Source organism: Pseudomonas sp. MF6396 (genome assembly GCF_002018915.1).
Classification (GTDB): Bacteria; Pseudomonadota; Gammaproteobacteria; order Pseudomonadales; family Pseudomonadaceae; genus Aquipseudomonas; species Aquipseudomonas palmensis.
The window spans coordinates 214,342-235,718 of sequence record NZ_MVOK01000008.1; the positions used below are offsets into that span (position 1 = coordinate 214,342).

The following is a 21,377-nucleotide window of genomic DNA, read 5'->3' on the forward strand; positions in this document are numbered from 1 at the left end:
ACGAACCCCTTCCGAGAAAGGGGTTCGTCCATGCTCATTCCATCAGGCGATCATCAGGTCATCTGGATGATGGTCTGCATGATGGTGCTTTCGGTAGAGATGGTCTTGGAGTTCGCCTGGAAGTTGCTCTGCGCCTTGATCAGCTCGACCAGCTCCATGGTCAGGTTGACGTTGGACGCTTCCAGTGCGTTGGACTCGATCGAACCCAGGGTACCGGTCTTCGGCGTGTCGATGCCCGGGATGCCCGAGGCGTAGGTCTCTTTCCAGCGGGTACCACCCAGCTGCTCCAGGCCCTGCTCGTTGGCGAAGCTGGCAATCGCGACCTGGCCGATGGCGCGGGACTGCTGGTTGCTGAAGCTGGCGAACATCACACCGGTGGAGTCGATGCTCAGGCTGGACAGGATGCCGGTGGCATAGCCGTCCTGCGCCTGGGACATGCGGGCAGTGTCGGTGTTGTACGACGTGGTGCTGGTCATGTTCATACGGATGCCGTCGGCATTGCCGGCCGAACCGTTGGATGCCCACTTGTCGGTGGCCTTGTCGTAGGACGCCGGCACCCAGCCTTTCATGGTGAAGTTGTTGTTGACCACGGTGAATTCGGAGCCCGCCGGGTGACCGGTATTGTCGGCAGTCATGGCCTTGACACTGCCATCAGGATTGAAGCTGATGGTGCCGGACAGTGGCTTGGTGCTGGCAGGGTCGAACGGGTTGCGACCATCGACCAGCGTGTAGGTGGTCCACTGGTTGTCACCGGTCTTGCGATAGAACTGCTCCATCGTGTGCTCGTTGCCCTGACTGTCGTAGATCTTGGTCGGGAACGATTTGGTGTAGGTGCTCTCGTCCGAAGGGTCGAACGTCTTGTTGTCCACCAGCACCGGCGGCGTGCTGTCATCCAGTACCTGCAGCGGGATCGACGGCGCCGAGGAGTTCAGGTTGATGCCCTGATCGATCAGCGTGGTGGTCTTTGGCGCCAGCGCGGAGGTGTCGATCTTCAGGTCGGTCAGCACGCCCTTGATGATCTTGCCGTTGACGTCGGCCGCGTAACCTTGCAGACGGATACCGTCCGAGGTCACCACATAGTTGTCCTTGTTGGTCTGGAACGCACCGGAACGGGTGTAGCTCAGCGAGCCGTTGTCGCTCAGGACGAAGTAGCCCTGGCCCTGGATACCCATGTCCAGTACGTTGCCGGTGTTGTTGATGTCACCCTGACCGAACTGCTGGGAGACTGCAGCCAGACGCACCCCGTTGCCGACGGTCTTGCTGCCCACGCCCAGTTTGCTGGCCGAGTACACATCGGCGAACTCGGCGCGCGAGGCCTTGAAGCCGGTGGTCGAAACGTTGGCGATGTTGTTGCCGGTGACAGCCAGTTGCTTGTTGGCTGCATAGAGACCGCTAAGGCCGATATTGAAAGACATCTTTCCACTCCTTGTGCCGCGTTAGCCGGCTCTATATACCGATAGTTTGGACTTTGGACAGCGCAACGCTGCCCAGGCCAGCGAGGTTGAGCATCAGCTCGCCGCCGGTCTGACTGATGGTGACGCTGCTGACGGTGGCCGGCAGCAGGGTGTACATCTCGGCCGACTTGCCATCGACGGTGGTCTTGGCCGTGAAGGTGTAGGTACCCGGATCGACCTTTTCGCCCTTCTCGTTGGTACCGTCCCAGATGAAGTCGGCATTGCCGGCCTTCTGCTCGCCCAGGTCGATGGTCTTGATGGTCTTGCCATCCTTGTCGGTGACAGTGACGGTGCCCGAAGTGATCGACTGCGGGACCACCACCTGGCCAGTGAAGCTCTTGGTGGTGTCGACCACGGCCTTGTCGGCCTGGGTGATCACCGAGCGACCGACCAGCCCGGAGGCCTGCAGCGCCTGCGAGGAACCCATGGCCCCCGTGATGGCGTTGACCGAATCGTTCAGCGAGGTGATGCCTTCGAGGCTGGAGAACTGCGCCAGCTGGGCCACGAACTCGCTGTTGTCCTGCGGGTCGAGCGGGTTCTGGTGCTGCATCTGGGTAACCAGCAGCTGAAGGAACGCGTCCTTGCCCAGGGTCTGGCCGTTGGCGGTCTTGCCGCCCAGGCCGCTTGCCGCGTTCGTATTGCTGGACTTCTTGACGCCGGAATTGGAAATGACGTCGTTCAGGTTTACATCAGCCATAAAAAACGCCCCTTATCACTGACCCAGGGTCAGGACCTTCTGCATCATGGTTTTGGCCGTGTTCATCAGTTCGGCGTTGGTCTGGAACGAGCGGCTGGCGGAGATCATGTCAGCCATTTCCTCGACCACGTTGACGTTCGGGTAGTAGACGTAGCCGTCCTTGTTCGCCGCCGGATGGTTGGGCTGATAGCGTGCCTCGAGGTTGCTCTGGTCTTCGACCACACCCAGTACCTGAACGCCCTGCCCGGCTTCGCCCTGGTCCTGGAACAGCGACTGGCTGACGCCATTCTGGGCCTGCTGGAACGTGGTGGCGAACACCGGGTGGCGGGCACGGTAGGTCTGGTCGATGCTCGAGGAAACGGTCTCGGCGTTGGCGATGTTGGAGGCAACGGTGTTCAGGCGCGTGGTCTGCGCGCTCATGCCGCTACCGGCAATGTTGAAAACGCTGGCAAGGGACATGACTTACTCTCCGCGCAGGGCTGACACCAGCCCTTTGAATTTACTGTTGAGCAGCGTGAAGCTGGCCTGGAAACCCACGGCGTTCTCGGCATAGCTGGATTGCTCGAGCTGCGCGTCAACGGTGTTCTGGTCGATCGAGGGCTGCATGGGCGTGCGGTACTGCAGGGTTTCGTCACCCATCGCCAGGCCTTGGGCCTCGATGTGCCGGGTGTTGGTGCGCTCGAGGGAGAAATGGCCGTTCTTGACCTTGTCGGTCTCGGCCGCCAGCACGGACGAGAAGTCCATGTCGCGCGCCTTGTAGTTGGGGGTGTCGGCGTTGGCGATGTTGTTGGCCAGCACTTCGGCACGCTGGGCGCGAAAGCCCAGTGCCTTTTCGTGAATGCCAAGCGCTTTGTCGAAACTGATGCTCATGTCGGGGAAACCTTTGAAGGTTGACCGTGGGTTCGTTGCCGGTGACAGAGCAAGTCCCGTGCCAAAATACAAAACCCAGCAAAGCCGGGGCTTTGCCGCGTTTGCCAGCCATGGCAATGCCAGAAAAGCGGCAACGGATTTCCGCCAGACACCGGCAAAGCGGCAATGCCTGGCAGCGGCAACCCCACCCTGCGCCCTTTTGGCGTCAAAAATTAATGTCAATTCGCCATCTCTCATCTAAGATCCGTCCCGCTCCGCTGCGTGGCATCTGGCTATCACCGCACAGCCGTCATGCCACGCAGGCAAGCGCCGAATTCAATACGCTGTGTTTAAGGAATAAACCGTGACTCCTGTGATGTTTCGCAAGACCCTGCTCGCCCTGGCAATCACTGCCACCGCCCTGCCTGTCGGCGCCCAAACCATCAAGTTGACCGATGCCGGCTTCATCAGCGAGCACAAGACCTACGAAGGCAACCTCGAATTCACTGGCGCCTACACCGGCAGTGCCGCCGAAGACGCGATCGAATTCAACGGCAACCACGTCAAGGGCGACCTGATTCTCAACACCACGATCAACAGCAGCGGCAACTTTGCCGGCGGCATCGACCTGGACGCCTGGGAAGACGGCAGCAACTGGGCCAGCAACCAGATCGACGGCAACCTGATCAACAAGGGCAGCATCAGCGCCGTGGGCGGCGGCTCCAATGCCCTGATGATCGACCCGGCCACCATCAATGGCAGCGTCATCAACCAGGGCCTGCTCAGCGCCACCGGCGAACCGCTGCTCGACGGCAGCGAAATGGACGTGGCCCGTGCACTGGACTTCACCGGCACGATCAAGGGCGACCTGCTCAATGACACCACTGGCCGCATCATCGCCAAGGGCACCAGCGCCAAGGGCATCAACCTGGAAGGCGGCCGTATCGACGGCAAGCTGATCAACAACGGCCTGATCCAGGTTACCGGCGACGGCGCTACCGCCATCGACGCCACTACCAGCTTCAACGGGCAGAATGTGGACATGGTCGACCTGGCCGGCATCGTCAACAACGGCACCATCATCGCCACCGGCGATGACGCCGAAGGCATCCGTGTGGACGGCGCCAGCTTCACCACCGCCGAGCGCCAGATCGTCAACACCGGCACCATCAAGGCGACCGATGCGGCCATCGTGATCGGCAACTTCGACATCGATGCCTACGATGACAACCGGCTGTACAACAGCTATGCAGGGCTGGAAATCGTCAACAGCGGCACGCTGATCTCCGAAGACGAAGCGGTCGATGCCTCCGAAACCGAGCGCAGCGTGTACCTGACCTTGCTGGACGGCAGCAAGATCACCGGCAACCTGATCGACCTGACCACCGTCGAGGTGTACGGCAAGGTGGACTTCAGCGGCACCGACAGCAGCAGCGACGGTGCCAACATCCGTCTGCGCCAGGGCGGCTGGATGGACGTGGGCAGCGTCAGCCGCAATGCGCCAGCGCACCTGAACTTCGTGCAGCCGCACACCACCATCGACGGCAACCTGTACGTGGCCGGCAACTCGTCGCTGGACTTGAACCTGAGCAGCGCCACCCGTGCCGACACCGCCGTGGTGGCCGTCAGCGGTACTGCCGAGTTCGGCAAGGGCGCACAGATTCGCCTGGCCGCACAGGGCAGCGACTTCAGCGCCCAGGGCAGCACGTACAACCTGTTCCAGGCCGGGCGCATCGATCTGCTGGACGCTTCCGACAATGTCGACGCCAACGGCAAGCTGAACCTGGTGAGCAGCTCGGCCCTGCTCAAGATCGACAGCTACAGCCTGCAGGACAACAAGCTGGTGGCTACCGTCACCGGCAAGGGCGCCGAAGAAGTCACCGACATCCTGGTCGGCCAGGGTGCCTCGGCCAACAGCCAACTGGCCCTGGGCAGCCTGAACCGCGACAGCATCCTGAGCAAACTGAGCGCCAACGACCCGCTGCTGCAAGCTTTCGCCAATGCCGACGAGGCCCAGCTGGCCAAGCTGGCCGAGCAACTGACACCTGAAGTCAACGGCGGCGCCACCCAGGCAGCCACCACCAGCCAGAACCTGGTGAGCAATGTCACCGGCAGCCGTACCAGCAGCCTGCGTGGCGCCTCCTCGGGCGAAGCGTTCAAGGACACCGGCGTGTGGGTGCAGACCCTCTACAGCGATGCCAGCCAGGACCTGCGCGACGGCGTGGCCGGCTACAACGCCTACAGCCGCGGCATCGCGGTGGGTGCCGACGGCAAGCTCAACGACAACCTGACCCTGGGCCTGGCGTACAGCTTCATCAACACCGACGTCAACGGCAAAAGCGGCAACCAGACCAAGGTGGACAGCCACGCCTTCACGCTGTACGGCGGCTTCGAGCAGGGCAACTACTTCGTCGATGCCAGCCTGAGCTATGGCTTGAACGACAACGACAGCAAACGCAAGATTGCCGGCACCTCGGCCAAGGCCGATTACGACAGCGACCTGCTGGGCCTGAACGTGGTGGGTGGCTACACCTATCACATCAACCCGCAGATGCTGGTCGAGCCGCGCATTGCCGCGCGCTACAGCCTGGTGAACATCGACGGTTACCGCGAGAAGGGTTCGTCGGCTGCACTGAAGGTCGAAGACCAGCGCTACGAGGCCATCGAGCTGGGCGCAGGCCTGCGCGTTGCCGGCGAGTATCCGCTGGGCGCCGGCACCCTGCAGCCACAGGCTCGCCTGATGGCATACCATGACTTCGCGGCGGACGAAGCCAAGAGCACCTCGACCTTCCTGCTGGGTAGCACCCCGTTCGTCACCAGCGGCGCCAAGGCCGTGCGCAACAGCTACGAAGCCGGCGTAGGCGCCGACTACAAGCTGGGCGCGGTGACCCTGGGCGTGAACTACGACTACATCGGCAAATCGGGCTTTGACGCCGATGTGTTCTCGGCCAAGGTGCGTTACGACTTCTGATCGATGACAGCAGCTGCATGAAAAAGGCCGGTGTCTCGCGACACCGGCCTTTTTCGTTTCACTTGGCCTGGTAGATGATCCCCGGGCTGCACTGCACCATCTGGTAATGGTCGGGCAGCCCGTTGAGCGCCTCGGACGCCCCCAGGAACAGGTAACCGCCGGGCTTGAGCGTGCCGTGAATGCGCAGCAGGATGTCCTTCTTCACCTGGGCGGAGAAGTAGATCAGCACGTTGCGGCAGAACACGATGTCGAACTTGCCCAGGCTCGCGTAGCTGTCGAGCAGGTTGAACGAACGAAACTCGACGCGGCTGCGGATCGGGGCCTTGACTGCCCAGCGCCCCGGCCCCTTGGGGTCGAAATAGCGTTGCAGGCGCTCCTGGGACAAGCCACGGGCAATGGCCAGGCTGTCGTACTCACCGGTCTTGCAGTTGGCCAGCATCGAGCCGGACAGGTCGGTGGCGACGATCTGCGCGCCCATCTTCAATTGCCCGATGTTGCTGCGCTCGAACTCATCGATGGCCATGGAGATCGAGTACGGCTCCTGCCCCGACGAACAGGCCGCCGACCAGATGCGCAGGCGCTGGCCAGGGTTGGCCTTGATCTGCTCGGGCAAGACCTTGTTCTTGAGCACCTCGAACGGATAGTTGTCGCGAAACCACAGGGTTTCGTTGGTGGTCATCGCATCGACCACCTGCTCGCGCAAGCCGCTGCGCGGCTGGGTCTGGATCCGCTGCACCAGCTCGCTCAACGATTTGATGCCCTGCTGTTCCATCAGCTTGTTGAGACGGCTGGAGACCAGATACTGCTTGTTTTCGCCCAGCAGGATGCCACAGGCTTTTTCCAGGAAGACCCGGAATTGTTCGAAATCCAAATTACCCGTAGACAATGATGCCGCCTCTTAAATCATGTGTAACGCCAGGGACGAGCCCTGGCCGTTAGTGGGTGGCCTTGATCCGGTCGACCACGCGTTGCGCCAGGTCATCCGGCCGGAACTTGGCGAGAAAATCATCCGCGCCCACCTTCTTGACCATGGCCTGGTTGAAGACGCCGGAAAGCGAAGTATGCAGGATGATGTGCAACTTTTGCATGCGCGGGTCGTTGCGGATTTCTGCAGTCAGGGTATAGCCGTCCATTTCCGGCATCTCGATGTCGGAAATCATCATCAGGAATTCCTCTTCCGGATGCTTGCCCTCATCGACCATCTTGCGCAGGTAATCCAGCGCCTGCCGGCCGTCGTTGAGCGCCACCACCTCGACCCCCACCGTCTGCAGGCAACGGCTGACCTGCTTGCGTGCCACCGAGGAGTCATCCACGGTGAGCACGCGCAGCGACACGGCCTTGACCTGCACTTCTTCGTCGACCACACCCAGGGAGATCGCCTCGGAGGTCGGCGAGACCTCGGCGAGGATCTTCTCCACGTCGATGATCTCGACCATCTTGCCGTCCACCCGGGTCACGGCCGTCAGGTAATGGTCACGACCGGTGCCCTTGGGTGGCGGATGGATCTCCTCCCAGTTCATGTTGACGATGCGTTCGACCGAGTGCACCAGAAACCCCTGGGTCTTGGTGTTGTACTCGGTGATGATCACGAAGCTCTTGCTGACATCTTCACTCAGACCGGGCATGCCGGTCGCCATCGCCAGATCCAGGATCGGGATGGTTGCCCCACGAATATTCGCCACACCGCGCACCACCGGGTTGGACTTGGGCATCACGGTCAGGTTCGGGCATTGCAGCACCTCCCGCACCTTGAACACGTTGATCCCGTACAGCTGCTCGCCATTGAGGCGGAACAACAGCAGTTCGAGACGGTTCTGCCCTACCAGTTGTGTGCGCTGGTTAACCGAATCCATTACACCAGCCATGCCAGACTCCTCGACCAAATGCTCGAGCGTCGTACCGCAGTCGGCACGCGCCTTGCTTTTTTAACTGTATGAACACGAAAACGACATTTTTCCGACGCCTGACCCGCCCCTTGCCCGGCATCCTTGCTGCGCTGTGCCTGCTGGCCCCCGGCGTTCGAACTCTGGCTGACGCTTTCACCTTGCCTGAACAGCTTATCGGTGTCACTCAGGGGTTTCTTGAATTCACGGTCGAGGATTACCTGGCGACCAGCCAGACCGAAGGGCGCTTCGAGATCCAGGTCAACAGCCTCGACCCGCGCCTGCGCATGCCACTGTGCGACCAGCAACTGGGCGCCACCCTGGAAAGCCCGGCGCAACCGCTGGGCAGGGTGACCGTGCGCGTACGCTGCGATGGCAGCTCCCCGTGGACGGTGTTCGTGCCGGCCCAGGTGCGGCTGTTTCGCAATGTGGTGACCGTGGCGCGTCCGCTCAAGCGCGACAGCGTGGTCGGCGAACAGGACGTGAGCCTGCGCGAGCGGGACGTGGGCATGCTCAACCAGGGCTACCTGACCAGCCTGGAGCAGGCCGTGGGCCTGAAGGTCATCCGACCGACGGTCATCGATCAGGTGCTCACGCCGCTGCATCTGGAGCAGGCCGAAGTGGTCCGCAAGGGCGATCATGTGGTCATCATCGCCCGCAGCGGCACGCTGAGCGTGCGCATGCCGGGAGAAGCCTTGAGCAAGGGCGGCATCAGTGAACAGATACGGGTACGCAATCTGAACTCCAAACGGGTGGTGAAGGCACGGGTCACTGGACCAGGGCAGGTGGAAGTCGCGATGTGAAGCGGGTCACGACGCCAGAACAAACAAGGCTGGCGGTCAGGAACCGCTTTTCCTAAACTGTGTCGAACCGGGTTGATGGGCTGGCCGCGCAAGCTGCACTGCATTTGCGTCTAAAGTTTCTTTCGGGTTGGCCGAAAACAAGGCAAGCGTCCAAACACCCAGAGGTTTTCTGATCATGGTCATCGACTTCAGTCGTTTGAATAATTCCCCGTCCGTGACGGGCGCCGTGCGCACTGGCAACAGCCAGGAAAGCACGGCCACTGCTCGCACCGCCACCAGCGCTACCGAGGCTGGCCAGAGCGGAGAAGCCGTACACCTGAGCCACGAGGCCCAGCAGTTGCAACAGGTCAGCGACAAGCTGCGCGATCAACCGGTTGTCAACAGCGCCCGCGTGGCCGAGTTGAAACAGGCCATCGCCGACGGCAGCTACCAGGTGGACGCCCAGCGCGTCGCCAGCAAACTGCTTAATTTCGAAGCCCAGCGCTAGCCCTCTGGCGCGCTGACTTCAGGACGCTAGAACCAAGAGCCAGCCAATGCACGACACTACTCTGCTGCAACTGATCGAAGATGATATTGCTCCAGCGCAACAACTGCTCGAGTTGTTGCAGGCTGAAGCCGTGGCCCTGCATGGCCGCGACATGCCCTTGCTGGAAAATATTCTGGCCCGCAAGCAATCGCTGGTGGTGCTGCTCGATCAAGGCGGACAACGACGTAGTGCGCTGCTTGCGAACCTGGGCCTGCCGCAAAGCCGCGAAGGTGTAGTGGCCATGGCCGAGCAATCGGACCTGGGCTCCCTGCTCATCGAGCAGCTCGATGTGCTGGCTGCGCTGATGAATGATTGCCAGGCGGTCAACGCACGCAACGGCCAGGCGATCCAGCTTCAGCAGTACACCACCGAAAACCAGATCAAGATCCTCATGGGTGGCGAATCACCGTCGCTCTACGATGCCCGTGGCACTACATCGCCGCTTTCAAAGCCTCGTGCACTCAGCCAGGCGTGACCCCCTCTATCAAGGCACGATTCATGCTGGCAGAATGCCAGCAATTGCCTGTGTCGTTTTTGCCTGGAGATTCATCAACCGTGTTCAATGACGAAGAAGCTCCTCAGCCTCCGAAGGTGCTGACTACGCCTTTGGAAATTGCCGCTCATTTGCGGATGTTGCTAGAGAGCCATGACCCACTGATCATCACGTTCCCCGAACGCAGCCAGCGCTTCCAGAGTTATGTGGTGGAGGTAGACCGGGACAGCAACAGCATGGCCCTGGACGAAATGATCCCGCGCGATGGCGAACGCTTCCTCGAAAATGGCGAACCATTCCGTATCGAAGGCTTCCATGACGGCGTGCGCATTGCCTGGGACTGCACTACCCCGCTGAGCATCAGCACCTCTGACGGCTCACGCTGCTACCGCGGCAGCCTGCCCACAGAAGTTACCTATCACCAGCGTCGCAATGCGTTTCGCGCAGCACTGAAGCTGTCGCAACTGGTCGACGTGATTTTCGACGGCGAGAAACTGCGTGGCGAGCACCCGCTCAAGGGCAAGCTGCTGGATATTTCGGCTACTGGCTGCAAGCTTCGCTTCGAGGGCGATATCGAGGAGCGGTTGCAGTTGGGCCAGGTCTACGAGAAGTTTGCTACCGGCCTGCCGCTGGGGCTTTCTCAGGTAATGGTCGAGCTGCGCCACCTGCACTATGAAGAGCGCCTGAACGCCACCTTCGCCGGCATTCGCTTTCATAACGTGACAGGACAGATGGCGCGCAAGATCGAAAGCTTTGTGTACCAGCTGCAACGTGAAGCGCGACGCTTCGACAAAGACGATTACTGATAGACATCACGCTTCACATTTCCAAGGGTCGCTACCCATTCAGCGGCAACGGATTCATCCGCAAAGGGGCGCCTGGCGCCCCGCCTGCCAGCGGAACTCAGACGCAGCCCTTCGCCACTATCTGCCCCCCACGCCACTCACACTTCTGGCGCAGACTTGACAGGTTCGACGCCCTCAGCCTCCCCGGGCGTGCCCTCCTCCTCGGTATCTTCGGCACCTACCGGTGCCTGCATCTGATCCTGCACCACCTGCTCATCAACCCGCGGGTCGAGCGCCGCAGACAGCGGTGAACCTGCCGCCGGCATCGCTACGTGAAGCAATGGCGCATCCTCGACCTGATGCAGGTTGGTAACCGCTTTGGGACGGATGCGCCACACCAGCACCAGCGCGAAGAAACAGAAGAACGCGTACAGCATCTGGTCGCCCAGGGTCTTCATCAGCACACCGGCCACCAGCGGCCCGATGCTCGCCCCCACGCCATAGGTCACCAGCAGCATCGCGGTGAGCGAGACCCGTCGCTCGCTTTCAACGTGGTCGTTGGAAAACGCCACCGCCAGCGGGTAGAGGCAGAACTGCAGCAGCGAGACCGCAAAACCGGTGATGAACAGCACCTCGAGCGGCACGCTCGGCAGCAGCGCCAATGGCAGGGAGGTGACGGCCAGCCCCACCGCCACACTGCGAATCAGCACGGCCCGGTCGTAACGGTCCGACAACCAGCCCAATGGCCACTGCACCAGCAGGCCGGCAAAGATGCAGCAGCCCATGAACACACCGACCTGTTCTGTACTGAGCCCCTGCTTGGAGGCGTACAGAGGCGCCAGACCATAGAACGACCCCACGATCAGCCCCGCCCCGAGTACCGTACTCAGCGACTGGGGGACGCGCTTGATGAAGAACCGCGGCTCCATGGGGGCCGGACGCAGCGGTGCGGGGTGGATGCGCCGGGTCAGGGCCACCGGAACCAGGCATAGCGCAAAGCACATGGCCACCAGCATCAGCAGCTCCAGGCCCAGCTGCGGGTGAACCACCAGAATCAGCTGGCCCAGTACCAGGCCCAGATAGGAGGCGATCATGTAACCGCTGAACACCGCCCCACGCTGCTTGGCGTCGGCCTGTTCGTTGAGCCAGCTCTCGATCACCATGTACTGGCACATCATGCCCAGGCCGACGATCACCCGCAGCAGCAGCCAGGCCGGCAACCAGCTGACCAGACCATGACCAAGCACCGCTGCGCCGACGATGCCGGCACACGTAGCGTAGGCGCGGATATGCCCCACTCTGGCGATCAGCCGGTGCCCGATCTTGCCCCCCAGCGCCAGGCCGAAATAGTTGGCCGCCATCAGCGCACCGACCCACAGGCTGTCGACCTGATCGGCCGCCAGGCGCAGGGCCAGGTAGGTGCTCAACAGGCCGGAACCGATCAACATCATCAATGCGGCGAAATACAGCGCGCGAAAAGACTTCCAGATACTTCGCATCGACGTCCCTGAGGGCCCCTTGAGCAGGTGAAAAAACTGCTTGAAAGCATAAGTGAAAAAAACGCCGACGCGGCGGGCCGGGCATAAAAAAACAGGTGACAAACCATGATCTCGATCATGGCTGCCACCTGCCTCCGCTTACCCTGGCGCCAGGCGGCATTGCCGCCCCGCAGTTACGCCTGTGCCGCCAGCACGCGCCGCTCCCACGGGGTGATCTCGTCGAAGAAGCTGGTCAGTTCCAGGGTCTTGGACGCGATGTAACCTTCGATGAACTCAGTCCCGAACAGTTCCCTCGCCAACTGGCTGCGCTTGAGACGCTCCAGTGCCGCGTGCAGCGTGCAGGGCAGTGACAGGTTGTCGGGCACCTCGAATTCGCCCTGGATCGCTGGCGCCGGCTCCAGTTGCTGTTCGATGCCGTACAAGCCGGCCGCCAGGCTGGCGGCGATGGCCAGGTAGGGGTTGGTATCGGCCCCGGGCAGGCGGTTCTCGACCCTGCGCGCTACCGGTGCGCTGGCAGGGATACGCAGGCCCGCAGCGCGGTTGTCCTGCGACCAGCAGGCATTGTTGGGCGATGCATAAGGGTGGCACAGGCGCTGGTAGGAGTTGACGTTGGGTGCGAACAACGCGGTGAAGTCGGCCATGCATGCCTGCTGGCCACCGATGAAGTGATAGAAGGCAGGGGTTGGCTGCCCCTGCGCATCGCTGAACACGTTACGGCCGTTGTCGATCTCGACCACGCTCTGGTGAATGTGCATCGAACTGCCTGGGGTTCTGGCCAGCGGCTTGGCCATGCACACCACATTCAGGCCATGCTTGAGCGCAACCTCCTTGAGCAGGTGCTTGAACAGGAAGGTCTGGTCGGCAAGCAGCAGCGGGTCCCCGTGCAGCAGGTTGATCTCGAACTGGCTGACGCCCATCTCGTGCATGAAGGTGTCGCGCGGCAGGCCCAGGGCCTCCATGCAACGGTAGACCTCGCTGAAGAACGGGCGCAGGCCATTGTTGGAACTGACGCTGAACGCCGAATGGCCGTCCTCGCGCCGACCGTCCAGCCCGGTGGGCGGCAGGAACGGCTGGCTCGGGTCGGGATTGGGAGCGAACACGAAGAACTCGAGTTCGGTGGCCACCACTGGCGCCAGGCCGTGCGTGCGATACCGCTCGATCACCGCCTTGAGCTGGCCGCGGGTGGACAAGCCCGAACTCTGTCCATCGAGCTCATTGGCATCGCAGATCGCCAGTGCCCTTGGTTCGTCGCTCCAGGGCAGGCGGTAGATATGCAGGGGGTCGGCCGCCAGGGCAAGGTCGCCGTCGTCGCTGCCGTAAAAGCGTGCCGCAGGGTATCCGCCCATGATGCACTGCAGCAGCACGCCGCGTGCCATCTGCAGGCGCCGCCCTTCCAGGAACCCCTCGGCGGTCATCACCTTGCCGCGAGGCACGCCATTAAGGTCGGGGGTGACGCATTCGATTTCATCAATGCCCGTCAATCGCTCGGCGAGAGAACGTTGGCCATTGGTCGTCATGACTTGATCCTTGTTATTTTTAACAAGCCGCGAACGGCGACCCGAACAACATAGTCCGGGGGTGTTAAAAATATCAAGCACCATGTAGGCCCGATCGCTGGGCGAACGCCGCCAGCCAACCCGTAGAAGCTGTCTACACTGTGCCTGGCAGCGTAATACCGTTCGCCGGCAGCGGCAGCGCAGTCTTGTAGCGCACCTGCTTGAGGGCGAAGCTGGAGCGAATATTGGCCACCCCGGGCAAGCGGGTGAGGTAGTCCAGAAACCGCTCCAGGGCCTGAATGCTCGGCAGCAGTACACGCAGCAGGTAATCCGGATCGCCGGTCATCAGGTAGCACTCCATCACTTCCGGGCGCTCGGCGATTTCCTCTTCGAAGCGGTGCAGCGATTGCTCCACCTGTTTTTCCAGGCTGACGTGGATGAATACGTTCACGTCCAGCCCCAGCACTTCGGGCGACAGCAAGGTCACCTGCTGGCGAATCACGCCAAGCTCCTCCAGCGCCTTGACCCGGTTGAAACAGGGGGTGGGCGACAGATTTACCGAACGGGCCAGCTCGGCGTTGGTGATGCGGGCATTGTCCTGAAGGCTGTTGAGAATGCCGATGTCAGTACGATCCAGTTTGCGCATGAGACAAATTCACCTGCTTCTTGTTCTTTTGAAGAATGTTTATCCGCAAGCCAGCCCAAAGGCAATGAACTTGAGAAAAATATTCTTCCGCCAGCGGAATATGATGTAGGCAAGACTGACTCTCCGGTCACAAGCCGGGTTCAGTAGCGACCGCTTCAAAGCTCAACAAAAACACAAGACAGAGCGAGCGTAAAAAAGCATGAACGAGTACGCCCCCCTGCGTCTGCATGTGCCCGAGCCTACAGGCCGGCCAGGCTGCCAGACCGATTTTTCCTACCTGCGTCTGAATGACGCCGGTCAGGTCCGCAAACCCGCCATCGATGCCGAACCCGCCGGTACCGCCGACCTTGCCTACGGGCTGATCCGCGTGCTCGACGAACAGGGCCGTGCGCTTGGCCCCTGGGCCGAGGACATCGGCCCCGAAGTGCTGCGCCAAGGCATGCGCGCGATGCTCAAGACCCGGCTGTTCGACAGCCGCATGGTCGTGGCGCAGCGCCAGAAGAAGATGTCCTTCTACATGCAGAGCCTGGGCGAGGAAGCCATCGGCAGCGGCCAGGCACTGGCCTTGAACCGCAGCGACATGTGCTTCCCCACCTACCGCCAGCAGAGCATCCTGATGGCCCGCGACGTGTCGCTGGTGGAGATGATCTGCCAGCTGCTGTCCAACGAGCGCGACCCGCTCAAGGGTCGCCAACTGCCCATCATGTACTCGGTGCGCGAAGCCGGCTTCTTCACCATCAGCGGTAACCTGGCGACCCAGTTCGTGCAGGCGGTCGGCTGGGCCATGGCCTCGGCCATCAAGGGCGATACCAAGATCGCTTCGGCCTGGATCGGCGATGGTGCTACGGCCGAGTCGGACTTCCACACCGCGCTGACCTTCGCACACGTGTACCAGGCCCCGGTGATTCTCAACGTGGTCAACAACCAGTGGGCCATCTCCACCTTCCAGGCCATCGCCGGTGGTGAATCCACCACCTTCGCCGGCCGCGGCGTTGGCTGTGGCATCGCTTCGCTGCGGGTCGACGGCAACGACTTCATCGCGGTGTACGCGGCCTCGCGCTGGGCCGCCGAACGTGCCCGCCGCGGCCTGGGCCCGACCCTGATCGAATGGGTGACCTACCGCGCCGGGCCGCACTCCACGTCGGACGACCCGTCCAAGTACCGTCCGGCCGACGACTGGAGCCACTTCCCCCTCGGCGACCCGATCGCCCGCCTCAAGCAGCACCTGGTGGCCATCGGGCACTGGTCGGAGCAAGAGCATCAGGCGGTGACTGCTGAGCTGGAAGCCGAAATCATCAGTGCGCAGAAGGAAGCCGAGCAGTACGGCACCCTGGCCGGCGGGCAGATGCCCAGCCCGGCGAGCATTTTCGAGGATGTGTACAAGGAAATGCCGGAACACCTGCGGCGCCAGCGCCAGGAACTGGGGATCTGACATGAACGATCACAACACCACTATCCAGTTGGAAACCGCCATGGCGACTACCACCATGACCATGATCCAGGCCCTGCGCTCGGCCATGGATATCATGCTTGAGCGCGATGACAATGTTGTCGTCTATGGCCAGGACGTCGGTTACTTCGGCGGCGTGTTCCGCTGCACCGAAGGGCTGCAGAACAAGTACGGCAAGTCGCGGGTGTTCGACGCACCGATCTCCGAAAGCGGTATCGTCGGCACCGCCGTGGGCATGGGTGCCTATGGCCTGCGCCCTGTGGTGGAAATCCAGTTTGCCGACTACTTCTACCCAGCCTCGGACCAGATCGTCTCGGAGATGGCCCGCCTGCGCTACCGCTCTGCCGGCGAGTTCGTGGCCCCGCTGACCCTGCGCATGCCGTGCGGTGGCGGCATCTACGGCGGCCAGACCCACAGCCAGAGCCCGGAGGCGATGTTCACCCAGGTCTGCGGCCTGCGTACCGTGATGCCTTCGAACCCCTACGACGCCAAGGGCCTGTTGATCGCCTCGATCGAAAACGACGACCCGGTGATCTTCCTGGAGCCCAAGCGCCTGTACAACGGCCCTTTCGACGGGCACCACGACCGGCCGGTAACGCCCTGGTCCAAACACCCCGCCAGCGCCGTACCGGATGGCTACTACACCGTGCCACTGGACAAGGCTGCCATCACCCGCCCAGGCAATGCGGTGACGGTACTGACCTACGGCACCACGGTGTATGTATCCCAGGTGGCTGCCGAAGAGACCGGCATCGACGCCGAGGTCATCGACCTGCGCAGCCTGTGGCCGCTGGACCTGGAGACCATCGTCGAGTCGGTGAAGAAGACCGGCCGCTGTGTGGTCGTGCACGAAGCCACCCGCACCTGCGGCTTTGGCGCCGAGCTGGTGGCGCTGGTACAGGAGCACTGCTTCCATCACCTCGAAGCCCCGATCGAACGCGTCACCGGTTGGGACACCCCCTACCCGCACGCGCAGGAATGGGCGTACTTCCCCGGCCCATCGCGAGTGGGTGCGGCATTGAAACGGGTCATGGAGGTCTGAATGGGCACGCACGTCATCAAGATGCCGGACATCGGCGAAGGCATCGCACAGGTTGAGCTGGTGGAGTGGTTCGTAAAGGTCGGCGATACCGTCACCGAAGATCAGGTGGTCGCCGACGTCATGACCGACAAGGCCACCGTGGAAATTCCTTCGCCGGTCACCGGCAAGGTGCTGGCCCTGGGCGGCCAGCCCGGTGAGGTCATGGCCGTAGGCAGCGAGCTGATTCGCATCGAGGTCGAAGGGGCCGGCAACTATCAGGAAGGCGCCGGCAAGCCGGCAGCAGCCACGCCGCCTGCGGTAGCTGCCGCACCGAAGGCCAGCGTACCCGAAGCCCAACCCCAGCCCGCCGTCGTGTCTACCCCGGCAGCGGCACCTTCAGGCAACGCACAGCGTTCATCGACGATCGTGCCACGTGAGGCCAACGAGCGTCCGCTGGCCTCCCCGGCGGTGCGCAAGCGCGCGCTGGATGCGGGCATAGAGCTGCGCTATGTACATGGTAGTGGCCCTGCCGGGCGCATCCTGCACGAAGACCTGGACGCTTTTCTCGTTCAACCGAGTACCAGCAGTGCATCGGGCCCCGGTGGCTATGCAAGGCGTGACGACAGCGAGCAGGTGCCAGTGATCGGCCTGCGCCGCAAGATCGCGCAGCGCATGCAGGATGCCAAGCGCCGCGTCGCGCACTTCAGCTATGTCGAGGAAATCGACGTGACCGCGCTGGAAGAACTGCGCGTGCACCTGAACAAGAAGCATGTTGACAGCCGCGGCAAGCTGACCCTGCTGCCCTTCCTGGTACGGGCAATGGTGATCGCCGCGCGCGAATTCCCGCAGATCAACGCCACCTATGACGACGAAGCCCAGCTCATTACCCGCCATGGTGCAGTGCATGTGGGTATCGCCACCCAGGGCGACAACGGGCTGATGGTACCGGTGCTGCGCCATGCCGAGGCCGGCAGCCTGTGGAGCAATGCCAGCGAGATCGCCCGGGTAGCCAACGCCGCCCGCAACAACAAGGCCAGCCGTGAAGAGCTGTCCGGCTCGACCATTACGCTCACCAGCCTCGGCGCACTGGGCGGCATCGTCAGCACACCGGTGGTGAACACGCCGGAGGTGGCCATTGTCGGGGTCAACCGCATCGTCGAGCGGCCAATGGTGGTCAACGGCCAGATCGTGGTGCGCAAGATGATGAACCTGTCCAGTTCGTTCGACCATCGTGTGGTCGACGGCATGGACGCCGCGCTCTTCATCCAGGCCATCCGCGGCCTGCTCGAACAACCTGCCAGCCTGTTTGTGGAGTGACCATGCAGACTCTCAATACCACCCTGCTGATCATTGGGGGCGGCCCCGGCGGTTATGTCGCGGCGATTCGTGCCGGTCAACTGGGCATCCCCACTGTACTGGTCGAAGGCCAGGCACTGGGCGGCACCTGCCTGAACATAGGCTGTATTCCATCCAAGGCACTGATCCATGTAGCGGAGCAGTTCCACCAGACTTGTCAGCACAGCCAGCACTCCAGCCTGGGCATCAAGGTACAGGCTCCCAGCCTGGACATTACCCAGAGCGTGGCCTGGAAGGACGGCATCGTCGACCGCCTGACCAGCGGCGTTGCCGCCTTGCTGAAGAAACACGGCGTGACGGTGATTCATGGCTGGGCAAGGATCGTCGACGGCAAAACCGTCGACGTCGAAGGCCAGCGCATTCAGTGCGAGCACCTGCTGCTCGCCACGGGCTCCAGCAGTGTGGAGCTGCCCATGCTTCCACTGGGCGGCCCGATCATCTCGTCCACCGAAGCCCTGGCCCCGCAACGCCTGCCAAGGCGCCTGACGGTGGTGGGTGCAGGCTATATCGGCCTGGAGCTGGGTATTGCCTACCGCAAGCTGGGGGTCGAGGTAAGCGTGGTGGAAGCGCGCGAGCGTATCCTGCCTACGTATGACAGCGAGCTCACTCAGCCGGTAGCCGAGTCGCTGAAGAAACTGGGCATGACGCTGTACCTCAAGCACAGCGTCGAAGGCTTCGATAACGCCACCCAGTGCCTGCAGATCAGGGACCCGCATGGCGAACAGTTGAGGCTGGAAACCGATCAGGTGCTGGTTGCCGTAGGACGTCGGCCACGCACTCAAGGGTTCAACCTGGAAACCCTGGAGCTCAAGATGAATGGCTCAGCCATTGCCATCGATGAGCGTTGCCAGACCAGCATGCGCAATGTGTGGGCAATCGGCGATCTGAGCGGCGAGCCGATGCTGGCCCACCGCGCCATGGCCCAGGGCGAGATGGTGGCCGAACTCATCGCCGGCAAGCAGCGGGTTTTCGATCCGGTGGCCATCGCGGCAGTGTGCTTTACCGACCCCGAGGTGGTGGTGGCAGGCAAGACACCCGAGGCCGCACAACAGCAAGGCCTGGATTGCATCGTTGCGCAGTTCCCGTTCGCGGCCAATGGCAGGGCCATGACGCTGGAATCCAAAAGCGGCTTCGTACGCGTGGTGGCGCGTCGCGACAATCACCTGATCCTGGGCTGGCAGGCTGTCGGCGTGGGGGTTTCGGAACTGTCTACCGCGTTTGCACAATCACTGGAGATGGGCGCCCGGCTCGAGGATGTGGCCGGAACCATCCATGCCCACCCTACCCTCGGAGAGGCTGTGCAGGAGGCTGCATTGCGTGCCTTGGGGCACGCTTTGCACCTGTAGCCAGAACCACTGGGCGTCGATCATCGACGCCCAGGCATCAGGCGATCTGGTTCTTGCCGCCGGCCTTGGCGCGATAGAGCGCCTGGTCGGCACGGGCGACCAGTTGCTCCGGGCGCTCGCCGCCACGCCACTGGGCGATGCCAAAACTCAATGTGACGCGGTGCTCGCCAATTGGGGGCAACCTCAACACCTGCTGGCGGATGGCATCGGCTACCGCCATTGCTGCCTGCAGGTCACTCCCTGGCATCAACACCATGAACTCGTCACCCCCCCATCGGGCAAGCAGGTGCTCGGGGCCGACACACTTACGGATCTGTTCGACCACCTCTACCAGGGCGGTATCGCCACGGGCGTGGCCGTAACGATCATTGATCGGCTTGAAATCGTCGAAATCCATCAGGATCAGGCTCAAGGGCAAACGAAAGCGGCCGGCACGTTCGCATTCCTGAAGCAGGGCCTTTTCCAGGCGATAACGATTGGCCGCCAGGGTCAACGAGTCGCGCTCGGCCAGGTCACGGTTCTCATCGAGCTGACGTTTCAGTTGCTCGTTCACCCAGCACAGTTCCCGGGTCCGTTCGGCAATCAGTGACTCCAGCGAGCTGTTGCGCTGCTCCAGATGGGCAACCAGGCGCTTGCGGTCGTCGATGTTGCGGTGTGCACCGAACATCCTGGCCACCGAGCCATCAGGGTTGCGCGCAACCACATGCCCGCTGTCCTCGATCCACAGGTAGCTGCCATCCTTGCAACGGCAACGGTACTCCACCTGGTAGCTTGGCGCGCGCTGGCTCAGGTAGTCCTCGAAGCAGGCCATCACCCGCGGGTAGTCCTCGGGGTGAATGACGTTTTCCCAGGTGAACACCGTATTGTCCAGCGAGTGGCTAGGGTAGCCCAGCATGCGATACCAACCCGGGTTGCGATAGACATGGCCGGTGTTGGCGTTCCAGTCCCAGATGCCATCACTGACCAGGTCCAGGAGGGTTTGCAGTTGCTCTTGCCCCAGGTCGCTCAATGGCGCCATCACGCAAGCGGTATTCTCACTCATGGACACTCTCCCCTGTCCAGCAACTACGCCCCAGCTCAATGATGGTGCTGCCGATTGTTATGCGCCAAAGCCTGCGCGAAATTTCGAACAATATACTCGCGAAAGAATGGAAGCGGCAGGCGGAACCGACCGCACGTCCAACTGCAAGCCTTGGCTGTTGCCGCCTGCGGCAATCATCCTCCTCTTTGGGGCAACAGCGTGCCAGAGTTAAACGGCCGAGCATTGCTGCCCCCTTGTAATACAGAGGGTTCAGAGCGTGAGGTAACTGGCACAGCCCTTGCTCTTCCCTTGCTCTGCACAGTATCGGGAGACCTTCAGGTGAGCATCATCAATGATTATGGTTGGCAGGTAGCCGCTACCACTCAGCAACGTAGCAGTGTTTCTACAGACAGCGATGCTGTGCCGTATGTACCTGTTTCAGTTGCCATCCAGTCGACGTCCGACACGCGCGGGAGTGCCAGTCACTCCGAGCAGCGCTTTCACGACAACCAGCAAGAAGCGTTCGCAAAGTTCAAGGTCAGTCTGCAGAACCTGGAAGAGATCTTTGACACGAAGGAACCAGAGAGCACTGCCTTGCAAGAGTTTCGCGACTACATGGCACTGTCTCCCGAGCAGAAAATTCGCGAGAAGATGCTGCGCGAACTTGGGCTGAGCCTTGAAGAATACGAAGAGTTACCCCCTGAGAAGAAGGAGCTGATCGACAAGCAGATCGCTCAACGCATCAAGGAAGAAATGGAGATAAAAACCATGGCCAAGCTGCAACCGCCTCAACAGATGGATGCGGTCAGTGCACTGGCAGGTTCACAGACACTGTCGGCAGAAGGCACCAACGAAAAGGACAGGACGGACCCGCTGGCCTGAATCGTATTACGCAAAAAACCACCTCCCGAGGTGGTTTTTTTATGCCCGCCTTGCAGGAAACTTTCAGCCCACAAAGACAAAACCCCTACCTGCAGATGCAGATAGGGGTTTCGGAATTTAATCTTGACGATGACCTACTCTCACATGGGGAAACCCCACACTACCATCGGCGATGCATCGTTTCACTACTGAGTTCGGG

At 61.8% G+C, this 21,377-nt stretch carries 20 protein-coding genes and 1 rRNA gene; 10 read left to right on the forward strand and 11 right to left on the reverse strand.

All coding sequences use genetic code 11. From position 1 onward, the window contains the following. Positions 1-53: 53 nt before the first annotated feature. Genes flgE through flgB form a run of 4 tightly spaced genes read right to left on the reverse strand, consistent with a single transcriptional unit; the run spans position 54 to position 3,021 of the window. Positions 54-1,415 (reverse strand): flagellar hook protein FlgE, encoded by a 1,362-nt coding sequence (flgE, locus tag MF6396_RS10950; protein WP_043861784.1) that lies wholly within the window; start codon positions 1,413-1,415, stop codon positions 54-56. A 31-nt stretch (positions 1,416-1,446) separates the two neighbouring features. Then, positions 1,447-2,151 carry a flagellar hook assembly protein FlgD gene (flgD, locus tag MF6396_RS10955; protein WP_043861783.1) on the reverse strand — a complete coding sequence of 235 codons (705 nt, stop codon included), beginning with the start codon at positions 2,149-2,151 and terminating at the stop codon, positions 1,447-1,449. Between the two features lie 15 nt (positions 2,152-2,166). Next, positions 2,167-2,610, reverse strand: coding sequence for a flagellar basal body rod protein FlgC (flgC, locus tag MF6396_RS10960; RefSeq protein WP_043861782.1), 444 nt, complete (start codon positions 2,608-2,610; stop codon positions 2,167-2,169). 3 nt (positions 2,611-2,613) lie between these two features. Further along, positions 2,614-3,021, reverse strand: coding sequence for a flagellar basal body rod protein FlgB (gene flgB, locus MF6396_RS10965; RefSeq protein ID WP_054915646.1), 408 nt, complete (start codon positions 3,019-3,021; stop codon positions 2,614-2,616). A 355-nt stretch (positions 3,022-3,376) separates the two neighbouring features. Here flgB and MF6396_RS10970 point away from each other — a divergent pair, with 355 nt between their 5' ends. Then, entirely contained in the window at positions 3,377-5,971 is a 2,595-nt protein-coding gene (locus MF6396_RS10970; RefSeq protein WP_078480287.1) for an autotransporter family protein, read from the forward strand. A 58-nt stretch (positions 5,972-6,029) separates the two neighbouring features. Here the strand turns inward: MF6396_RS10970 and cheR are convergent, their stop codons facing one another. Then, a complete protein-coding gene (cheR, locus tag MF6396_RS10975) occupies positions 6,030-6,857 on the reverse strand; it encodes a protein-glutamate O-methyltransferase CheR (RefSeq protein ID WP_043861780.1) in 828 nt (275 codons plus the stop codon). Between the two features lie 49 nt (positions 6,858-6,906). Beyond that, positions 6,907-7,836, reverse strand: a complete 930-nt coding sequence (locus MF6396_RS10980) for a chemotaxis protein CheV (protein ID WP_043861779.1) — start codon at positions 7,834-7,836, stop codon at positions 6,907-6,909. A gap of 68 nt (positions 7,837-7,904) precedes the next feature. On the opposite strand from MF6396_RS10980, the gene flgA reads away from it, so the two are divergent. The 4 genes from flgA to MF6396_RS11000 all read left to right on the forward strand — a co-directional run bounded on the left by flgA (position 7,905) and on the right by MF6396_RS11000 (position 10,482). After that, positions 7,905-8,657: a flagellar basal body P-ring formation chaperone FlgA gene (gene flgA, locus MF6396_RS10985; RefSeq protein ID WP_043861778.1), complete on the forward strand. Its 753-nt coding sequence runs from the start codon at positions 7,905-7,907 to the stop codon at positions 8,655-8,657. Between the two features lie 175 nt (positions 8,658-8,832). Further along, on the forward strand, positions 8,833-9,144 hold the full coding sequence (gene flgM / locus MF6396_RS10990) for a flagellar biosynthesis anti-sigma factor FlgM (protein ID WP_043861777.1): 312 nt from the start codon (positions 8,833-8,835) through the stop codon (positions 9,142-9,144). 46 nt (positions 9,145-9,190) lie between these two features. After that, positions 9,191-9,658: a flagella synthesis protein FlgN gene (locus MF6396_RS10995; protein WP_043861776.1), complete on the forward strand. Its 468-nt coding sequence runs from the start codon at positions 9,191-9,193 to the stop codon at positions 9,656-9,658. Positions 9,659-9,738: 80 nt separating this feature from the next. After that, on the forward strand, positions 9,739-10,482 hold the full coding sequence (locus MF6396_RS11000; protein ID WP_043861775.1) for a flagellar brake protein: 744 nt from the start codon (positions 9,739-9,741) through the stop codon (positions 10,480-10,482). 137 nt (positions 10,483-10,619) lie between these two features. Here the strand turns inward: MF6396_RS11000 and MF6396_RS11005 are convergent, their stop codons facing one another. The 3 genes from MF6396_RS11005 to bkdR all read right to left on the reverse strand — a co-directional run bounded on the left by MF6396_RS11005 (position 10,620) and on the right by bkdR (position 14,102). Continuing rightward, positions 10,620-11,960, reverse strand: a complete 1,341-nt coding sequence (locus MF6396_RS11005; RefSeq protein WP_078480288.1) for an MFS transporter — start codon at positions 11,958-11,960, stop codon at positions 10,620-10,622. 173 nt (positions 11,961-12,133) lie between these two features. Next, on the reverse strand, positions 12,134-13,375 hold the full coding sequence (locus tag MF6396_RS11010; RefSeq protein WP_173925107.1) for a glutamine synthetase family protein: 1,242 nt from the start codon (positions 13,373-13,375) through the stop codon (positions 12,134-12,136). A 235-nt stretch (positions 13,376-13,610) separates the two neighbouring features. Next, positions 13,611-14,102 carry a Bkd operon transcriptional regulator BkdR gene (gene bkdR / locus MF6396_RS11015; protein ID WP_043861772.1) on the reverse strand — a complete coding sequence of 164 codons (492 nt, stop codon included), beginning with the start codon at positions 14,100-14,102 and terminating at the stop codon, positions 13,611-13,613. Positions 14,103-14,301: 199 nt separating this feature from the next. Here bkdR and MF6396_RS11020 point away from each other — a divergent pair, with 199 nt between their 5' ends. Genes MF6396_RS11020 through lpdA form a run of 4 tightly spaced genes read left to right on the forward strand, consistent with a single transcriptional unit; the run spans position 14,302 to position 19,275 of the window. Then, positions 14,302-15,534, forward strand: a complete 1,233-nt coding sequence (locus tag MF6396_RS11020) for a 3-methyl-2-oxobutanoate dehydrogenase (2-methylpropanoyl-transferring) subunit alpha (RefSeq protein WP_043861771.1) — start codon at positions 14,302-14,304, stop codon at positions 15,532-15,534. 1 nt (position 15,535) lies between these two features. After that, positions 15,536-16,594 carry an alpha-ketoacid dehydrogenase subunit beta gene (locus MF6396_RS11025; protein ID WP_043861770.1) on the forward strand — a complete coding sequence of 353 codons (1,059 nt, stop codon included), beginning with the start codon at positions 15,536-15,538 and terminating at the stop codon, positions 16,592-16,594. Next, on the forward strand, positions 16,595-17,890 hold the full coding sequence (locus tag MF6396_RS11030; protein WP_078480289.1) for a dihydrolipoamide acetyltransferase family protein: 1,296 nt from the start codon (positions 16,595-16,597) through the stop codon (positions 17,888-17,890). Between the two features lie 2 nt (positions 17,891-17,892). Beyond that, positions 17,893-19,275, forward strand: a complete 1,383-nt coding sequence (gene lpdA, locus MF6396_RS11035) for a dihydrolipoyl dehydrogenase (RefSeq protein WP_054915651.1) — start codon at positions 17,893-17,895, stop codon at positions 19,273-19,275. 37 nt (positions 19,276-19,312) lie between these two features. On the opposite strand, the gene MF6396_RS11040 is transcribed toward lpdA, so the two are convergent. Next, positions 19,313-20,317, reverse strand: a complete 1,005-nt coding sequence (locus MF6396_RS11040; protein ID WP_054915652.1) for a sensor domain-containing diguanylate cyclase — start codon at positions 20,315-20,317, stop codon at positions 19,313-19,315. Between the two features lie 318 nt (positions 20,318-20,635). Between MF6396_RS11040 and MF6396_RS11045 the strand changes: the two genes are divergently transcribed. Beyond that, the gene (locus MF6396_RS11045) at positions 20,636-21,178 is read left to right on the forward strand and encodes a hypothetical protein (protein WP_078480290.1); all 543 of its coding nucleotides are present in this window, start codon (positions 20,636-20,638) and stop codon (positions 21,176-21,178) included. A gap of 121 nt (positions 21,179-21,299) precedes the next feature. Here the strand turns inward: MF6396_RS11045 and rrf are convergent. Next, positions 21,300-21,377 (reverse strand): 5S ribosomal RNA (gene rrf / locus MF6396_RS29455); the annotation flags it as partial.